Raw genomic sequence first — 19,009 nt, 5'->3', positions numbered from 1 at the left:
CACAGACCGAAGAGGTGTGCCGACCTCTGTGATGCCGCAAGGCGTTGAGCACGAGGGCCTCCGACCAACGCCGCGATGGTCGCGCTGGAGTGCCGACCTCTGTGATGCCGCAAGGCGTTGAGCACCGGCAGTGGCTTTCTCCTCGGAGTCGAACACTCCTTGTGCCGACCTCTGTGATGCCGCAAGGCGTTGAGCACTATTTGGCGGACGGCTCCGGAACCAACCAGGTCAGGTGCCGACCTCTGTGATGCCGCAAGGCGTTGAGCACGGATTGGCCACGAACCGCTTGAGGTCGATGCCCATGTGCCGACCTCTGTGATGCCGCAAGGCGTTGAGCACAAACCGCCACACTGAGTGCACTGTTCGCCCGAGTCGGTGCCGACCTCTGTGATGCCGCAAGGCGTTGAGCACAACCCGCAAGGATTACCCGTCAGCTCGCTGATCGGCGTGCCGACCTCTGTGATGCCGCAAGGCGTTGAGCACAAGTTCTTTGATTTGAAGTCAAAGGCGACGGTGGTGGTGCCGACCTCTGTGATGCCGCAAGGCGTTGAGCACGCCATCACGTCGAGGACTTCGCCGCAGTCAACGTCGTGCCGACCTCTGTGATGCCGCAAGGCGTTGAGCACGCGGCCGGAACAGCCTTCGCTTGATGCTTCGGTTTGTGCCGACCTCTGTGATGCCGCAAGGCGTTGAGCACTGCTCGGCAAAGCCGGGAGGGGCGACCGTGAAGACGTGTGCCGACCTCTGTGATGCCGCAAGGCGTTGAGCACTTTTCGAGCCGCTCCCTCCAGACGGCCATCCCTACCGTGCCGACCTCTGTGATGCCGCAAGGCGTTGAGCACGAGCCGCCCCTACCGGGATGCGGGCTACACCGTGGTGTGCCGACCTCTGTGATGCCGCAAGGCGTTGAGCACTCCCACAACACCACGGTTGCCGTCGGCTCGGTCGGGTGCCGACCTCTGTGATGCCGCAAGGCGTTGAGCACATCACTCACTGTGGGGTACGGGGACAATAGTCTCACGTGCCGACCTCTGTGATGCCGCAAGGCGTTGAGCACTTGATTGGAACCGAGGGAGTCACCCCGTCGCCGTTGTGCCGACCTCTGTGATGCCGCAAGGCGTTGAGCACTTCAATTTTTTCTGCCGATCGCGGTCGGCAGCCTGGGTGCCGACCTCTGTGATGCCGCAAGGCGTTGAGCACAATTTCGGATCGGCCCGCTGTTCGGCCGTGATGATCGTGCCGACCTCTGTGATGCCGCAAGGCGTTGAGCACCGGCCTGGCAGCGGGACATCGGCTTTGCGATCGCCGTGCCGACCTCTGTGATGCCGCAAGGCGTTGAGCACCAGCCAGAGCCCCCTTGGCGTCGAACTCGACCGTGTGCCGACCTCTGTGATGCCGCAAGGCGTTGAGCACTTTGGGCCACGGATGAAAGAGATCGTGCGGGAAGGGGTGCCGACCTCTGTGATGCCGCAAGGCGTTGAGCACATTCGGCGGCATGGCATTGCATCCATGCGCCCGGGATCGTGCCGACCTCTGTGATGCCGCAAGGCGTTGAGCACATTTTACTGTCAAACAGCGTGGAGTCCCGCTATGGTGCCGACCTCTGTGATGCCGCAAGGCGTTGAGCACGGTCCGGTCGATCACGACGGTGCGTTCCGCGATGTGCCGACCTCTGTGATGCCGCAAGGCGTTGAGCACATCACCCGGCGGCGAATCATCCGGTCGAATTGCTTGGTGCCGACCTCTGTGATGCCGCAAGGCGTTGAGCACCGAAGGAATCACATGCTTAATCGGAGACTCCTCTGTGCCGACCTCTGTGATGCCGCAAGGCGTTGAGCACGGTATGACTCCCGTGGCTTTCCCCTGCGCAATCTGGTGCCGACCTCTGTGATGCCGCAAGGCGTTGAGCACAGGGCGGTCGTCTGCATTGACGCAGATCAGGCCTTCGTGCCGACCTCTGTGATGCCGCAAGGCGTTGAGCACAAGCGAGGCAAGACGATCGAGGGGCCTTCGGTTTGTGCCGACCTCTGTGATGCCGCAAGGCGTTGAGCACATCGCTCAGGAGTACACCCGTCTGACCGGCATCGAGTGCCGACCTCTGTGATGCCGCAAGGCGTTGAGCACTGACTCAATGATGACGCCCCGTCCTCCGAGAGGGTGGTGCCGACCTCTGTGATGCCGCAAGGCGTTGAGCACTCCGTGATCGGCACCATCAGGCCGACCACGACATGCAGTGCCGACCTCTGTGATGCCGCAAGGCGTTGAGCACTACAGCTACCCAACCAGGCCCCGCGCCGTCGTGACGAGTGCCGACCTCTGTGATGCCGCAAGGCGTTGAGCACGCTAGCCTTGAAAGAGTCCACGACGAAGAGGAAATCGTGCCGACCTCTGTGATGCCGCAAGGCGTTGAGCACTTGCTTCTGTGGCCGAGTCCACAACTCTCTTGGGTGCCGACCTCTGTGATGCCGCAAGGCGTTGAGCACTATGAAGAAGCATAAGGACTCTGCCGGTAACAAATGTGCCGACCTCTGTGATGCCGCAAGGCGTTGAGCACTACGAGAACATGAAACCTTTGTGGGTTTGGAAGGGTGCCGACCTCTGTGATGCCGCAAGGCGTTGAGCACACGATAGGTTCTCTCAGCTTCAGTGCGGCCCTCGTCGTGCCGACCTCTGTGATGCCGCAAGGCGTTGAGCACTGGCGAGTGTATGCGTGGAAGTCGCCTTTCAACCTTGTGCCGACCTCTGTGATGCCGCAAGGCGTTGAGCACAACGCGTACTTTGCCGGTCTCTCGTGGTGCCGCTCGCGTGCCGACCTCTGTGATGCCGCAAGGCGTTGAGCACTAGTCGAGGATCACGAGCCCGATCTTGTGCCGGAGCGCGTGCCGACCTCTGTGATGCCGCAAGGCGTTGAGCACACGGATGACGAGGTCCGCGCGACACTCGCGGGCCGGGTGCCGACCTCTGTGATGCCGCAAGGCGTTGAGCACATGGCCGGCACCGAGTGGCCGGTGAATATGATCGGAGTGCCGACCTCTGTGATGCCGCAAGGCGTTGAGCACATCTTGGTGGAGTCCATAGAGCATGAAGGCAAGCACCGTGCCGACCTCTGTGATGCCGCAAGGCGTTGAGCACACGCCGTGTCCAGCAGGGACAGCAAGATCGCACGGCGTGCCGACCTCTGTGATGCCGCAAGGCGTTGAGCACACGGGGCCGGTGATCGGCAGGGTGCGCTCAAGCAACTTCGTGCCGACCTCTGTGATGCCGCAAGGCGTTGAGCACAGTGAAGATGTGGCTTCGGTGTCTCCCGTCCTGAGCGTGCCGACCTCTGTGATGCCGCAAGGCGTTGAGCACATCGCGAAGGGCCTCGGAGTGAAGCCAGAGGAATTGAGTGCCGACCTCTGTGATGCCGCAAGGCGTTGAGCACAACTGGGCTCCGGTCATCTGGACACCGGTAAGCGGAGTGCCGACCTCTGTGATGCCGCAAGGCGTTGAGCACGCGAGCATGAGGGCAGACCGGAACGGCAACTACCTGTGCCGACCTCTGTGATGCCGCAAGGCGTTGAGCACACCTCGTCCAAGAGAAACTCCTCGACCGGTCCAGGGTGCCGACCTCTGTGATGCCGCAAGGCGTTGAGCACACCGGGCGGGCCTTCATCGGGATCGTCGGCACGTATTGTGCCGACCTCTGTGATGCCGCAAGGCGTTGAGCACCCGAACTTCGCACCGCTGATCCGTTTGGGGGTCACCGTGCCGACCTCTGTGATGCCGCAAGGCGTTGAGCACGCCCCGCTGAAGGAGACCCGCGTTGCGCCACGGCGTGCCGACCTCTGTGATGCCGCAAGGCGTTGAGCACGCGTGATACCCTTCCTGGTAGCATCCCCGTGGACACGTGCCGACCTCTGTGATGCCGCAAGGCGTTGAGCACGTCGGTCGAAACCGGGTGGGAGGACGGCGAGATGGTGCCGACCTCTGTGATGCCGCAAGGCGTTGAGCACGTCGGAATGAGGGCGTGAAGGCAGATGAACCAATTGTGCCGACCTCTGTGATGCCGCAAGGCGTTGAGCACGATCGCCGGGTACCACAACCCGGCGATGAGGCGGGTGGTGCCGACCTCTGTGATGCCGCAAGGCGTTGAGCACTCACGGTCGCCACGGGCGTCCCTCTCCCCACCATGTGCCGACCTCTGTGATGCCGCAAGGCGTTGAGCACCATGATCGCGTCGTCGAAGTGTGGCGGTGCAGTGCGGTGCCGACCTCTGTGATGCCGCAAGGCGTTGAGCACTCTGCGAAAGGACATTCGGTCTCGCGGCCGTGGAGTGCCGACCTCTGTGATGCCGCAAGGCGTTGAGCACACGACTTGGACGTCTACCACTTCTCGTTGCTGGTGGTGCCGACCTCTGTGATGCCGCAAGGCGTTGAGCACAATTCTGCCTTCCATTGCTCACTGGATTTCTCCAAAGTGCCGACCTCTGTGATGCCGCAAGGCGTTGAGCACGCGGTCGTGTTCGTGGCTGGGGGAACAATGGTTGAAGTGCCGACCTCTGTGATGCCGCAAGGCGTTGAGCACCGGGTGTGGACGCGCTTCCGCCGCCGATCAAGTCCTGTGCCGACCTCTGTGATGCCGCAAGGCGTTGAGCACGCTACGACACAGCCTCAGCCGCCGAACTGTTCTTGTGCCGACCTCTGTGATGCCGCAAGGCGTTGAGCACCCGCGATGATCGTGCCGGCCGAGTCGCCGAAGATGATGTGCCGACCTCTGTGATGCCGCAAGGCGTTGAGCACTCGAAGAAGGTCGCGTGTTTCTGCAAACATGGGTTGGTGCCGACCTCTGTGATGCCGCAAGGCGTTGAGCACATCTTCGGCAACTGGAATGATCTAGTGATGGCGTTCTGGGTGCCGACCTCTGTGATGCCGCAAGGCGTTGAGCACCAGGTCGCCTAGGGACGAACTCCGCAACGGAGTCGTGCCGACCTCTGTGATGCCGCAAGGCGTTGAGCACCTACGAACAAGGATATCGAGGCCCGCGACGATACCGTGCCGACCTCTGTGATGCCGCAAGGCGTTGAGCACATTCCGAAGCGGTTCAGGAAGCCAAAGCGCTGTCTCTGTGCCGACCTCTGTGATGCCGCAAGGCGTTGAGCACACGACCAACGCCGAGTTGGCTGACCGCGAGAGTCGTTGGGTGCCGACCTCTGTGATGCCGCAAGGCGTTGAGCACAACTTGCGGCCCGCCACCGCCAAATCTTCGAGGCGATCGCGTGCCGACCTCTGTGATGCCGCAAGGCGTTGAGCACCGGCGACCGCCGAAACGACCAGCGCGATGATTATCGTGCCGACCTCTGTGATGCCGCAAGGCGTTGAGCACGCCTGGTGTTGCTCGCGTTCCCGATCCTCACTCTCGTGCCGACCTCTGTGATGCCGCAAGGCGTTGAGCACCCGATTCCGGTCCGACCACACACGCGTTCTCCGGGTGCCGACCTCTGTGATGCCGCAAGGCGTTGAGCACCTTCGTAAGCTGCTCAAGGACCAAGTCCGGATCCGTGTGCCGACCTCTGTGATGCCGCAAGGCGTTGAGCACTCGGTGTTCGCCGTCGCGGGCGCGTTGCCGTCGTAGAGGTGCCGACCTCTGTGATGCCGCAAGGCGTTGAGCACTGTCAAAGGCGGACCTGCAGCGGTGCGTCGCCTCGCGTGCCGACCTCTGTGATGCCGCAAGGCGTTGAGCACATTCGCTGGTCGACGCCTCGTGACGCGAGGATCGACGTGCCGACCTCTGTGATGCCGCAAGGCGTTGAGCACGTTGCCTGACCCTGGGCGGCCGAGATTGGGCCGTCAGGGTGCCGACCTCTGTGATGCCGCAAGGCGTTGAGCACTTCGAATAAAACGGGCCGGATGGCTCCGGAATGTCGGGGTGCCGACCTCTGTGATGCCGCAAGGCGTTGAGCACCTGCCCACAGCCCTGGTTATGGCTACGCAAGCACTCGTGCCGACCTCTGTGATGCCGCAAGGCGTTGAGCACTAGCCCATCCCATCGCGGTAGACTTCGGGAGCTGGGTGCCGACCTCTGTGATGCCGCAAGGCGTTGAGCACATGCTGCCCCAAGATTTGCCATGCCTGGTTGGGGCCGTGTGCCGACCTCTGTGATGCCGCAAGGCGTTGAGCACACGCGTCGGCTTACACCGTCTCGTCGGGGATCGGGTGCCGACCTCTGTGATGCCGCAAGGCGTTGAGCACGGGTGCGCATGAGCGAGGTTGCTGGGTGGATCCGTGGGTGCCGACCTCTGTGATGCCGCAAGGCGTTGAGCACCCTTGACTTACGCTCGCAAGATGTCTGCGAAAGGACAGTGCCGACCTCTGTGATGCCGCAAGGCGTTGAGCACGACCTCTCGTCGGTCTCGAATGCCCCCAGGCAGCTCGTGTGCCGACCTCTGTGATGCCGCAAGGCGTTGAGCACAACGTTCTTATTTACGAGCCAATTACCGTTCATGATGTGCCGACCTCTGTGATGCCGCAAGGCGTTGAGCACTCAGCCGCTCAGGCGCTCGAAGGAGAGTTTTCCGAGTGCCGACCTCTGTGATGCCGCAAGGCGTTGAGCACAATTCACGCCAGATTGCCCGGCCTTCCGGTGACGTGTGCCGACCTCTGTGATGCCGCAAGGCGTTGAGCACAACTCTTCCGCATGTACCAGGACGGCACCCTGAAGGGTGCCGACCTCTGTGATGCCGCAAGGCGTTGAGCACGAAGACATGGCTTCCCCTGTGGGTAGCTTCGTCCGGTGCCGACCTCTGTGATGCCGCAAGGCGTTGAGCACAGTTACTCCAGCCCTTGCGGGGACTGCGGCACTACAGGGTGCCGACCTCTGTGATGCCGCAAGGCGTTGAGCACCTGGCCGGTGGCTGGCCAAACACCCTCATCGGTGATGTGCCGACCTCTGTGATGCCGCAAGGCGTTGAGCACGCAAGCGATCTCCTCGAGCCGGCCCGGAGTTGGCCGTGCCGACCTCTGTGATGCCGCAAGGCGTTGAGCACTCGATCGGCCAGGAGGTGGATAAGCCAGGTCCGACCGGTGCCGACCTCTGTGATGCCGCAAGGCGTTGAGCACCTCCACCCGATGCCTTGCCCGGTTTGTACCCGCGCATGTGCCGACCTCTGTGATGCCGCAAGGCGTTGAGCACTTGTCGCCTAAATTTTGGACGATCAATGACGGCGGTGTGCCGATCTCTGTGATGCCGCAAGGCGTTGAGCACAGCCTCCATCGCCTTGCGGTAGATCCGCGCGGCTTGGGTGCCGACCTCTGTGATGCCGCAAGGCGTTGAGCACACGACGACAACGACGGGCCCGACCCGGCCGGTGCCGGTGCCGACCTCTGTGATGCCGCAAGGCGTTGAGCACGTCGTTGCGCTTTATCCCATCACGGATGGCGTTTGTGCCGACCTCTGTGATGCCGCAAGGCGTTGAGCACTCGGCAAGATCGTGATAGTCGTTCCGAAGCCGAAGTGCCGACCTCTGTGATGCCGCAAGGCGTTGAGCACCGGATCACAGAGCAGGCGAAAGACAAGCTGGCGAAGGTGCCGACCTCTGTGATGCCGCAAGGCGTTGAGCACACGAACGAACAAGAGAACGAGTTGAACGCAAAAACGTGCCGACCTCTGTGATGCCGCAAGGCGTTGAGCACAAGCCGTCGGCGGCCGTCGGCCCAACTTCCTCGGGGTGCCGACCTCTGTGATGCCGCAAGGCGTTGAGCACATCGCCCGGGAAATCCAAGCGGAGCCCGCCCGCTGTGCCGACCTCTGTGATGCCGCAAGGCGTTGAGCACATCTCGGTTCGGATCGCGACGGTCTGGTGGAGGTGTGCCGACCTCTGTGATGCCGCAAGGCGTTGAGCACGGTTCGCCGAGCCGGTGAGCCGCGCGTAGAAACCCCGTGCCGACCTCTGTGATGCCGCAAGGCGTTGAGCACAGGTTCGATGCGCCGGTCGTGATCTGGGTGATTGCGGTGTGTGCCGACCTCTGTGATGCCGCAAGGCGTTGAGCACAGGTCAAGTCGCGGCAACAATCTGGTCGGACGATGCGTGCCGACCTCTGTGATGCCGCAAGGCGTTGAGCACAGGTCGGGCACGGGATCGGAATCGAGCATTCACCGCCGTGCCGACCTCTGTGATGCCGCAAGGCGTTGAGCACAGGGCTTCGGCGGGATTGTCATCCGGCTCGGCAAAATGTGCCGACCTCTGTGATGCCGCAAGGCGTTGAGCACCCGGCAAACGTGGATTCGGCCGTCACGGGGACCTCGTGCCGACCTCTGTGATGCCGCAAGGCGTTGAGCACACCGTCTGCCCCGGGCCGGTGACGATCACCAGGCTGTGCCGACCTCTGTGATGCCGCAAGGCGTTGAGCACACGCATCCAGGCTTGGTGATATCTTCCAGGTCCGGAGTGCCGACCTCTGTGATGCCGCAAGGCGTTGAGCACGCAACGGCGAGCCAGAGAGAGGGGGAGAGGCCGCCTGTGCCGACCTCTGTGATGCCGCAAGGCGTTGAGCACGCGGCGCCGAGCTCGAACCACGATTGCGGTTGCGGCGTGCCGACCTCTGTGATGCCGCAAGGCGTTGAGCACGCGGCATTCTACCGGGACGCCAAGAGCGAGTTGGCCGCGGGTGCCGACCTCTGTGATGCCGCAAGGCGTTGAGCACAGTCCCGGGCCGGGTCTGAACACCTGATCGGGTGAGTGCCGACCTCTGTGATGCCGCAAGGCGTTGAGCACCCATCCGTGGCGTCCTGGACGGACCGGGAAACGCCTGTGCCGACCTCTGTGATGCCGCAAGGCGTTGAGCACCACGTCCTCCTACTCGCCCTGGCCCTGGTGAGCCAGGGTGCCGACCTCTGTGATGCCGCAAGGCGTTGAGCACCTCCGCAATTCGGCCAGCCTGGTCGACCTCGACGACGTGCCGACCTCTGTGATGCCGCAAGGCGTTGAGCACAGCTCGCCGCGATGATCGAACGGCTCAAGGCCGAGGTGCCGACCTCTGTGATGCCGCAAGGCGTTGAGCACAGCCCGACCATAGATTTCGGATTCAGCCGTCGTAGGTGCCGACCTCTGTGATGCCGCAAGGCGTTGAGCACAGCGTAAGCTGAAACTTAGAAACCGATGGCGACTAAGTGCCGACCTCTGTGATGCCGCAAGGCGTTGAGCACACCGTGTAGCCGTCTCTCGCCTCGGTCGCGTACTGTGCCGACCTCTGTGATGCCGCAAGGCGTTGAGCACATCCTGCCCATCGGCCTGCGCGGTGACACCTGTGGGGTGCCGACCTCTGTGATGCCGCAAGGCGTTGAGCACATCTCTCCAAGCGGCAAACCGGCATCGCTTGGATGTGCCGACCTCTGTGATGCCGCAAGGCGTTGAGCACCTCCCGTCGCGGAACCTGCTTTCCGTCTCCGATTTGTGCCGACCTCTGTGATGCCGCAAGGCGTTGAGCACCTCCTCAGACGCAGTGTATTGGTCGCTCTCCATCGCTGTGCCGACCTCTGTGATGCCGCAAGGCGTTGAGCACTTCCTACCTCCATACTCCGCCGACACGAGCCACTGGGTGCCGACCTCTGTGATGCCGCAAGGCGTTGAGCACAGACGCCGCCGGCCCCACGGATCACGACCCTTTTGTGCCGACCTCTGTGATGCCGCAAGGCGTTGAGCACGTCAGCATGATCCGGGCTGACCCGGTGCTCAACTCGTGCCGACCTCTGTGATGCCGCAAGGCGTTGAGCACACGGCCAAGTCGCCGTAGTCAAAACAGTCGTTTCTGTGCCGACCTCTGTGATGCCGCAAGGCGTTGAGCACATATCCCAGTGAAGAACCCCTACGCAACCTCGCTTGTGCCGACCTCTGTGATGCCGCAAGGCGTTGAGCACTCGGGATAGCCGAGATCGGCCGCCCAATCGAGGATATGGTGCCGACCTCTGTGATGCCGCAAGGCGTTGAGCACAGCGAGCAGAAAGTAGCGATCGGCACCGTCACGCTGCGTGCCGACCTCTGTGATGCCGCAAGGCGTTGAGCACTGGCGTTACCAGACCCAACTCTATCCCAGCGTTGCCGGTGCCGACCTCTGTGATGCCGCAAGGCGTTGAGCACTGAAAGCCGACAAGTCTATCAACAAAGAGTTCAAGTGCCGACCTCTGTGATGCCGCAAGGCGTTGAGCACACGGCAAACCTGATCGCGAGGGACCGCGCGTCGTCCGTGCCGACCTCTGTGATGCCGCAAGGCGTTGAGCACACATGGGCAAGCACAGCCTGCTCGCATATCAGGTTGTGTGCCGACCTCTGTGATGCCGCAAGGCGTTGAGCACGATCAGGCATACCTGCTCGCTCGTTCGCTGGAGGTGTGCCGACCTCTGTGATGCCGCAAGGCGTTGAGCACCAACATGCCAATCCTGGCGCTCTCGCAGCTCAGCGTGCCGACCTCTGTGATGCCGCAAGGCGTTGAGCACCTTCAGATCCTCGAACCGAGTCAGAGGCCGGTAGGCTGTGCCGACCTCTGTGATGCCGCAAGGCGTTGAGCACGGCCATCGACCTGGGCGAGGACTTCGCCATTGAAGGTGCCGGCCTCTGTGATGCCGCAAGGCGTTGAGCACGAACATGGCTTCGATTATTACACCGCTTCGCAGAGTGCCGACCTCTGTGATGCCGCAAGGCGTTGAGCACTACGCACGCACGTACACGTGACGCGCACGCACAGGGTGCCGACCTCTGTGATGCTGCAAGGCGTTGAGCACATGTCGACTGCGCCAATGCCAAGGTCGAGTATCGTGATGTGCCGACCTCTGTGATGCCGCAAGACGTTGAGCACCTTCAATTCTCGATCGAGTCCTCTGGCGAGGATCGTGCCGACCTCTGTGATGCCGCAAGGCGTTGAGCACGCTGTGCTGCTCGCCAAACCCGCCGCCACTATGGAGGTGCCGACCTCTGTGATGCCGCAAGGCGTTGAGCACGCTTCCGAAGGTATGACGGAGTCTATGCCAAGTCACGTCTTGTGCCGACCTCTGTGATGCCGCAAGGCGTTGAGCACTAGCTCTGGGCGTCTTTGTTGACGAAGTTATAGAAGGTGCCGACCTCTGTGATGCCGCAAGGCGTTGAGCACCAGATATCGTGCTTCCTCCTCAAACTCGTACTATTTGTGCCGACCTCTGTGATGCCGCAAGGCGTTGAGCACTTCTGGCGGCTGAACTAGGAGTGTCTCCGACACGAGTGCCGACCTCTGTGATGCCGCAAGGCGTTGAGCACATCGTGTCGCGAAGCTCGAGCGCGCGTTCCTTCTCGTGCCGACCTCTGTGATGCCGCAAGGCGTTGAGCACTGCATGCGACCCTGAAGCCAGGCGATGGTGATAAGTGCCGACCTCTGTGATGCCGCAAGGCGTTGAGCCCCCCCCACCCGATCCATCGGGTGGGGGGGCAATCCGGTGCCGACCTCTGTGATGCCGCAAGGCGTTGAGCACTCGATCCCATCTCGACCAAACGCTCCCGTCGCTGCCGGTGCCGACCTCTGTGATGCCGCAAGGCGTTGAGCACATGTCCGAGCGGTTCCTTGTCAAGCCCGTCGACCCCAAGGCGTGCCGACCTCTGTGATGCCGCAAGGCGTTGAGCACCTTCCCCAGAGGGGCAGCTCGCCCGTAAGCAGCTCGAGTGCCGACCTCTGTGATGCCGCAAGGCGTTGAGCACAAGTGAGGCGAGGCAGGAGATTCAGCGTATCGAATGTGCCGACCTCTGTGATGCCGCAAGGCGTTGAGCACGCTTCCGCCCGGCCCCGCCCACCGCGGATAACTTCGGGTGCCGACCTCTGTGATGCCGCAAGGCGTTGAGCACTTGAAGCCTTGCTCGACCCCTCGCCGGAGTGGAACGTGCCGACCTCTGTGATGCCGCAAGGCGTTGAGCACACCACTAAAAAAAACACAACGCATTCTCATATCAAGCTCCGACCAATGTGATGTCGCAAGGCGTTGAGCACCTTTTTGAGAGGAGCCCGGTGTCGGAGGGGGCTTCCGTGCCGACCTCTGTGATGCCGCAAGGCGTTGAGCACCCGATCCCCGCGCGGCATTCCGATCTCGCGGGACTCGTGCCGACCTCTGTGATGCCGCAAGGCGTTGAGCACCTCTTCACGCCGTCCACGCTCATGATTCCTCGTTGGGTGCCGACCTCTGTGATGCCGCAAGGCGTTGAGCACCGCTCAACCTAGATGGCCACCGGATCTACCGGTCGATGTGCCGACCTCTGTGATGCCGCAAGGCGTTGAGCACTGCAACCCGAGATTTGCCTGGGCGCGAACAATTCCCGTGCTGACCTCTGTGATGCCGCAAGGCGTTGAGCACGCGTGGCATCCAACGTCAGTAACTCGGCGTCGTCAACAACGGATGTAACTCTCACGGGACCAGAGAATTACTACCGCCCCGTGGCTGCGGTTCGTTCGGGAGAGAGGGGGCAAAAAATCGCCGTTCTTCGTCATGATGGGTGCGGCTAGCAACCGGCACTCACCTGGATTGAGGAAGAACGGCGATGAAGGCAGCTCGGACGCTGCAAGGCTTGCAGCAACCGCAGTCGTTGATCGGCTATGTCCGACAGTTTCTCACCCCGACGGTCTGGAAGCAAGCCCGAGGGGTTGTTCCTCAAAGGCGTTCGGCGCCGCGGTGGGATCTCCAGCCGCTGGTCGTGGTCATGCTCGCCATGACCTGGGCCACCGGCGACTCCGAGTCCGAGAGGTTCGAGAAGGCCCGGGGATACTACGTCGCCTGCCATGAGTCGCGAAGACGCCCGGGAAAGACCTTCGTCGGCTTCCAGAAGGCGATGCGACGCGGCCCCATGCGACAACTCAGGGCGTTGGCCGCGGGGGTTCGGCAACAGATCCACGCCCGACTGGGGTCGCGGCGGATTGTCGACGGCTTCGAGCCGATGGGCTGCGACGGTTCGCGGATCGAGTGTCCCCGCACCCCCGAGTTGGAACGAGGACTCGGGCAGGCCGGCAAGAACGACGCGGCCCCCAACGTCTGGCTGACGGCGTTCGTCCACTTGCCCACGGGACTGCTTTGGTCGTGGCGACTCGGCCCGGGCACCGCGGCCGAGCAAGAGCATCTGAGGCACTTGCTCGCCACTCTCTCGCCTGAGGCCCTGATCGTCTGCGACGCCGCTTATATGGGCTTCGATCTGGTCCGGGCGATCCTCGGTGTCAAGCGATCGTTCCTGTTCCGGATGTCGTCGCGGGTCGACCTCTACACCCTCGAAGTGGCGAACCTGGAGGATTGGACCGAAGGCCCTGTCTTGTACTGGCCGAACTATGTCCAGAAGAGAGGGAAAGCGCCGATCCAATGCCGCTTGATCCGGATCCCGGCCAAGGGCAAGGGTAAGGGGGCGGTCAAACGCGACGTCTGGCTCCTGACCGACGTCCTCGACCCAGCCCGGCTATCGGCGGCGACGGCCGCCAAATTCTACCGCTGGAGATGGCGTAATGAAGGACTATTTCGTACATACAAGCGTGTAATCAATAAAGTGAAACTCGCCGGCCGCACGGTGGCCTTGGTGCATCGCGAGGCCGAGTTGTCACTGCTGGCTACGCAGATCCTCCTGGCGCATGCCGACCTGGCGCTTCGGACGGCGACGGCGACCGATGGCCCCGTGATCAGCCCCCGCAAAGTCCTGATCGAGATCCGCAAGGAGATCGACGCGGCCGTGAAACCCAAGGTCAAGTGTTACCACGAGCGACTCGCGGGCTGCCGCACCGGGTGCCGGAAGCAGAAGAGCCCGAAAGCCACACGCAAGTGGCCTCGTCGCAAACCGCATAAGCCGCCGAAACCGCCTGGGCTCCACACCCTGACTCAGGAACAGAAAGCCTTGCTAAACAAGCACATGAGTGCAGCAGGATGAGGCATCAGTAATCGACGTTGCGTGGCATCCCACGAGTGTAGGTCCCGGTTGTCACAGTGCTGACCTCTGTGATGCCGCAAGGCGTTGAGCACTTTTCGATTGGAGACAAAAGCGTCACGTCAGTCCTGGTGCTGACCTCTGTGATGCCGCAAGGCGTTGAGCACACCAACGCCAGTCGAAAGCAGCGGGGTGCGACGGGCACCTGGTCAGGCCCTTCGATCTCCCCGACCTGGAAAAGCTGTTGGAAAAACTGACCGGCCACAGCGAGGCGCAATGAAGGCGGGCTACTCCTCGGGGGTTGGGGCGCGATGGCGGGGGAGTTGAGCCTTGAAGTCGCCCAGGCTGTGCCAATATAAGGGCTCGTCGAGGTCGACTTCGGTGAGGGCGATGGTTCCCCATTCCGAGGCGCGGGCCAGGGGGCGGCCGTCGTGGCCGTAGATGGCGGAGATGGTCCAGTTGTCTTTCGGGTCGGTGAAGGTGCTGCTGACCAGATAAACGTGGTTCTCGCAGGCGCGGGCGGCGGCGAGGAGGGGGTTGCAGCCCCAGACCGGCCAGGCGATGACCTCCGCGCCTCGGTTGCTCAGGGCGCGGGCGACTTCGGGGAAGAAGCCGTCATAGCAGATCATCATGCCGACCCGGCCGAACCGGGTCGTGAAGACCGGGTACTCATGGCCCGGCGTGATCCCGCCGGTGACCTCGCCCCGAGGCAGCGTGACCTTGCGGTACTTGCCGACGATCGCGCCGTCGGGGCCGATCAAGACGGCTACGTTGTAGACGAGCGGCTTGTCCCGTTCGAGCAGGCCGGCCACGATGTAGAGGTCGTGCTGCTTGGCGAGCCGGCCGAAGTACTCGGTGGACGGACCTGGGATCGGCTCGGCGCAGTCAGCATAGGAGGAACCAGCTCGGCCGAAGTAGGTCAAGGTCTCGGGAAGCACGACCAGGTCGGCCTTCTGGCGGGCAGCCTCGGCGATCGGCGCGGCGAACTGCTCGCACTTTTCCTGATTCGTCGATCCCTTCTCCGGCTTGAGGTGGACCGTCGCCAGGCGGACCAGACGCGGTGAAGGAGTCGACGTCTCTTCGAGCGCGACCTCCGACCACTCGACTCGCCCCCCTGGTGCCCACTGATAGGACAGTTCGACCAGGGCCTGCGCAGCGTCCGCCGGGACGTGGTACACAGCGCTGACAGTGGTCCAGCCGTGGGCGTCGGGGGCCCCTTGGTCGGCGGGGAACTCGGGCTCGGCGACCGGGCGACCGCCCGGGCGATACGAGGCGACGGTCGGCTTATCGCGAAGCACGGAGCGGCCCCGAGCGTCCTGCCAGGTGAGCCGAGGGACGGCCGCTTGACGCGGGGTCTCGATGCGGTCGGCCTTGCGCTTTGCAGAGAACTTGTAGGCGCGGCCCCCCTGGACCGGGAACGTCTTCTGCCACCACCCGATCAAGCCTTCGCGAGCGGCGGCCTCAATGACGAAGCTGCCGCGATGATTCGGGCCCCCTTCGGGCAGGTAGGTGAACCGAGGCTGGATCTCCGCTCGCGGCGCCTGGCTGCTCCAACCGCTGGGGACCGCCGCAACGGCCGGCTCGTCGGCCCCATTGGCGGAGGGGACAGCGAGTCCTGCTCCCACCAGGACAAGCACCAGCCAAGGGAGACGGTTCGAGAAGGATGTCATCACTGCTGACTCCCAGGAGCCTGGCCGGTGGAATTCGATCCGGCAGACGGGAAGAAAAGAACGGCTTGCCGTTGAGGTAGGTGAACCAGACAAGGGCTTTGCGAATCGCAGCCTCAGAGGCGGGCAAGCGTCTCGATCGAGCCGCCGCGTTCGAAATCATCCCCGATCGGCCTTCGACTTTCAATCATCCAGAGCGCCTCTGGGTGGCGTCTTCGGCGAGTCCGTTAACCTTTTTGAAGGGATTACGGCCGGGCTCGTTTTTTTTTGGATTGAGTCCATACTCATGGCACCCCGCCGCTCAGGCGGTCTTGGGCTGCGAAGTCTTCCTGTTGAGGAGGTCTTTCACGAGGTCGGCAAACGCACGGGCGTGGGGCATCATGAGCGACCCGTTCCTCCAGACGAGGTGGACCTTGACTCGCCCGAGCTCGCGACTGAGCGAGCGCTCATGGAACTTGGGATCAGCGAGGTGCGAAGGAACGCGCAACGTGAGGCCGACCCCGAACCCCATTTCCACGTAGCGGAGGATGGCGGCCGCATTGGCCACTTCGACCCGGCGGGGCTCGGCCTGGAAAGCGTTGAGCATCTTCAACGCGATGCTGACGGAGGGGTCGAGGATTCCCGGAGGGGCGTTGACCAGAGGGAACTCGGCGAGGTCGCGGGCACTCACCCTCCGGCGGCGGGCGAGCGGATGATCCTTGGGCGTGATCAGGACCACCTCCAGCTCATAAGCCGGCTCGAAGGCGATCCAGGCATTGCCGGGGGTCGGGCTGCTGGTGGTGGTCAGGCCAAGGTCGGCCTTTCCGGTTTCGACGGCCTCGGGGATCTCCTCCATCCGCATCTCCTCGAAGTGGATCTGGACGTTGGGCCAGTTCTTCGAGAACTCGACGACACACATCGGCAGGTCGTCGACCAGGATTCGCGGCGTGGTGGCCACGATCAGGCGCTGGACTTCCTTGCCACGGACCTCCTGAAACGTATGCTCGAGCGAGTGGAATCCCGCCACGAGCGGGGCGACCATCACCGCAAGCAGACGGCCATCAGCCGTCGGGCGGCACCCGCGTGCATGGGTTTCGACCAGCTTCACACCCAGGTGGTGCTCCAGCGCATGAACCTGGCTCAAGACCGTCGGGTGCGACAGCCCCAGGGATTTGGCGGCCGCCTTGAAACTTCCCAGCCGGATCGCGTCGCAGAAGCAGCGAATCTGCGGAAGCGAGATTTCCTTGTAGGCATGCCGCTGCGCGGTGGGGGAGGGCATTGGAAGAACCTCGTGTCAGGATCTTTGATACCTCGTATCAGCAAATTGCACATCAATATCCTATGGCCTTCGTGGCCGTGGAGAGATATTATCCGATTGATCCTGAAGAATTCCTCAAATGGAATCAAAAACTCTCCGGCGATAGCGAAGTCTTTCAATCAATCCTTCATTTTTTTTCGCGGCCGAGCCTTCACGCTGCTCGGACTCAGTTGAAACCGATATCACCATATCACCAGTGTTGACATTGGGTTCCGCGACGAATTCCGAAATCATAGTTTCGCCTCTCAGCCGGTGTTTTTGCGACGTCGGCTCACACGCCAAGGCATCGGCCGAGAACCAGGCGGAAACGCTTTCGCCACGGATTTGACGCACGCTAAGCCTCAAGTGAACGACGCGATCATTGCGGTTTTGAGCACACCCTAATCCTGCAGACTGCGACGTCGTGCACGACTGCGCGACAAAAGAGCACGACGCTCCCCGGGGAGTCCCCAAATCACAACCAGGCAAGGCAAAGCTCTTTGAATGAGGAGTGGTGAATGAGAACCTTTCGGCAGATTCGCAGCCTGTCCGGAATGATCGTCATGACTTCATTTTTAATTGCGGGTTGCGACAACGGCGTGGAAGATTTGCGGGCCAGGGAGCCGATCTCGGGGACCGTGACCTTCGAGGGTCAACCGCTCAAGGAAGGGACGATCCAGCTCCAACCGGCTACCCAGCAGGAGGGGGTCGCGTCCGGTGGGATGGTTTCCGATGGCCGCTTCGAGATCCCTCGAGCCGAGGGACCGGTTCCCGGGACATACACGGTGGCCATCTACGCCGCAGCGGGCACGGCGACTTCAGGAAGCGCCGAGGAGTCGTCTCCGACAGCCCCCATGCCTCGCGCCAGGAAAACCATTGCGTCGCTGAGAGGGGTGATCCCGACGCGTTATAACATCGAGACGGAGCTCAAGGCCGAGGTGAAGTCGGGCGGCCCGAACACATACGCATTTCATCTCAAGAAGTAAGCTTTTTTCATTTCCGTGGAGGAGGGGGCTTTCCTCGTCCGCCATCATCGCGACGACGGCCCATTTCATTTCATCGCTCTTCTCGACCCAAGAAAAAAGGAGACGCAACGATGCACCTTCGACGTCGAGGCTTCACGCTGATCGAGTTGCTGGTCGTGATCGCCATCATCGCCGTTCTGATCGCGCTTCTGCTCCCCGCCGTGCAGTCCGCTCGCGAAGCGGCCCGACGCGCCCAATGCGTCAATAACATGAAGCAGATCGGCCTTGCCTGCATGAACTACGAGTCGACGATGGAAGTCCTCCCCCCGGGAATCAAAGGGAGCATCTGGGGAACCTGGATGGTCTTCGTGCTCCCCTACGCCGAGCAGCAGGCGCTTTATAACGCATGGAATTTCCTGGGCAATAACACAAACACATACTCGGGCATCACCTACGGCTCGGCCTTCAACATCACGGTCTCGACCTCTCGCCTCAATACGTTTACCTGCCCGTCCGACACACCCAACGCGCCGATCACGCAGACCTACAACATCGGCGGGAAGACCTCCTGGCCGGTCACGTCGCACAACTACGCCGCTAACTTCGGCAACCTCTTCGTCTTCCAGAATCAGACCGGCACAGCCGGAACCGCGACCGTCCCCTACCTCGGCGCCCCGTTCAGCGACATCGGCTCCCCGTTGGCCACCCTCGTCTCGATCACCCTGGCCGCTCCGATCGGCGGATACACCGACGTCAAACTGAGCAGCATCACCGATGGCCTGAGTAACACGATGCTCGCCTCTGAGGTGATCCAAGGGCAGGGGAAGGGGGGCCAGTACAACGCGAATTACGACCTCCGCGGGTTCGCCTGGTGGTACGGCGGCGCAACCTTTGAAACCTGGCTGGCCCCCAACAGCACGCTCCCCGACCAGATGGAGTCGGGGGGCTATTGCGTCTACCCCTACGCGAACAACCCACCGTGCATCGCGGCCCCCTCCGTCCTCTACATCACCAACGCCGCGCGCAGCCGACACCCCGGCGGCGTGAACACGGTCATGGCCGACGGAAGCGTCAAGTTCGTCAAGAACTCGATCAACCTCGCCACCTGGCGAGCCCTGAGCACAACCCAAGGGAGCGAGGTCATCAGCGCTGACGCCTACTGAGTGAGAAGCCCACGCCCTTGCGATCCCTCGCAAGTGAGCCATAGTTTGTG

At 62.4% G+C, this 19,009-nt stretch carries 6 protein-coding genes and 1 CRISPR repeat array (1 of these 7 only partly in view); of the genes, 3 read left to right on the top strand and 3 right to left on the bottom strand.

The features are described 5' to 3' along the window. A CRISPR array of direct repeats spans window positions 1-12,345; the repeat unit is 36 nt; unit sequence GTGCCGACCTCTGTGATGCCGCAAGGCGTTGAGCAC (it extends 1,208 nt beyond the left edge of the window). A gap of 184 nt (window positions 12,346-12,529) precedes the next feature. Continuing rightward, window positions 12,530-13,891 (top strand): transposase, encoded by a 1,362-nt coding sequence (locus tag SINAC_RS01780; RefSeq protein ID WP_015243990.1) that lies wholly within the window; start codon window positions 12,530-12,532, stop codon window positions 13,889-13,891. Window positions 13,892-14,175: 284 nt separating this feature from the next. On the opposite strand, the gene SINAC_RS01775 is transcribed toward SINAC_RS01780, so the two are convergent. From SINAC_RS01775 to SINAC_RS39575, 3 genes are all read right to left on the bottom strand, one after another. Beyond that, entirely contained in the window at window positions 14,176-15,558 is a 1,383-nt protein-coding gene (locus SINAC_RS01775; protein WP_015243989.1) for a carbon-nitrogen hydrolase family protein, read from the bottom strand. Window positions 15,559-15,856: 298 nt separating this feature from the next. Next, a complete protein-coding gene (locus tag SINAC_RS01770; protein ID WP_015243988.1) occupies window positions 15,857-16,813 on the bottom strand; it encodes a LysR family transcriptional regulator in 957 nt (318 codons plus the stop codon). Window positions 16,814-16,927: 114 nt separating this feature from the next. Further along, a complete protein-coding gene (locus SINAC_RS39575; RefSeq protein ID WP_154673915.1) occupies window positions 16,928-17,185 on the bottom strand; it encodes a hypothetical protein in 258 nt (85 codons plus the stop codon). Window positions 17,186-17,349: 164 nt separating this feature from the next. Between SINAC_RS39575 and SINAC_RS01765 the strand changes: the two genes are divergently transcribed. Both SINAC_RS01765 and SINAC_RS01760 read left to right on the top strand, forming a co-directional pair. Then, window positions 17,350-17,817 (top strand): hypothetical protein, encoded by a 468-nt coding sequence (locus tag SINAC_RS01765; RefSeq protein WP_015243986.1) that lies wholly within the window; start codon window positions 17,350-17,352, stop codon window positions 17,815-17,817. A 110-nt stretch (window positions 17,818-17,927) separates the two neighbouring features. Further along, window positions 17,928-18,959, top strand: a complete 1,032-nt coding sequence (locus tag SINAC_RS01760) for a DUF1559 domain-containing protein (protein WP_015243985.1) — start codon at window positions 17,928-17,930, stop codon at window positions 18,957-18,959. Window positions 18,960-19,009: the final 50 nt, after the last annotated feature.

Source organism: Singulisphaera acidiphila DSM 18658, assembly GCF_000242455.2.
GTDB lineage: Bacteria > Planctomycetota > Planctomycetia > Isosphaerales > Isosphaeraceae > Singulisphaera > Singulisphaera acidiphila.
The sequence above is the reverse complement of the archived record's forward strand: the minus strand, read 5'-3'. Positions and strand labels throughout refer to the sequence as shown.

Excerpts from the sequence above, each read along its gene's own strand:
- SINAC_RS01780 (WP_015243990.1), top strand. The coding sequence starts at position 12,530 with ATGAAGGCAGCTCGGACGCTGCAAGGCTTGCAGCAACCGCAGTCGTTG.
- SINAC_RS01775 (WP_015243989.1), bottom strand. The coding sequence starts at position 15,558 with ATGACATCCTTCTCGAACCGTCTCCCTTGGCTGGTGCTTGTCCTGGTG.
- SINAC_RS01770 (WP_015243988.1), bottom strand. The coding sequence starts at position 16,813 with ATGCCCTCCCCCACCGCGCAGCGGCATGCCTACAAGGAAATCTCGCTT.
- SINAC_RS01765 (WP_015243986.1), top strand. The coding sequence starts at position 17,350 with ATGAGAACCTTTCGGCAGATTCGCAGCCTGTCCGGAATGATCGTCATG.
- SINAC_RS01760 (WP_015243985.1), top strand. The coding sequence starts at position 17,928 with ATGCACCTTCGACGTCGAGGCTTCACGCTGATCGAGTTGCTGGTCGTG.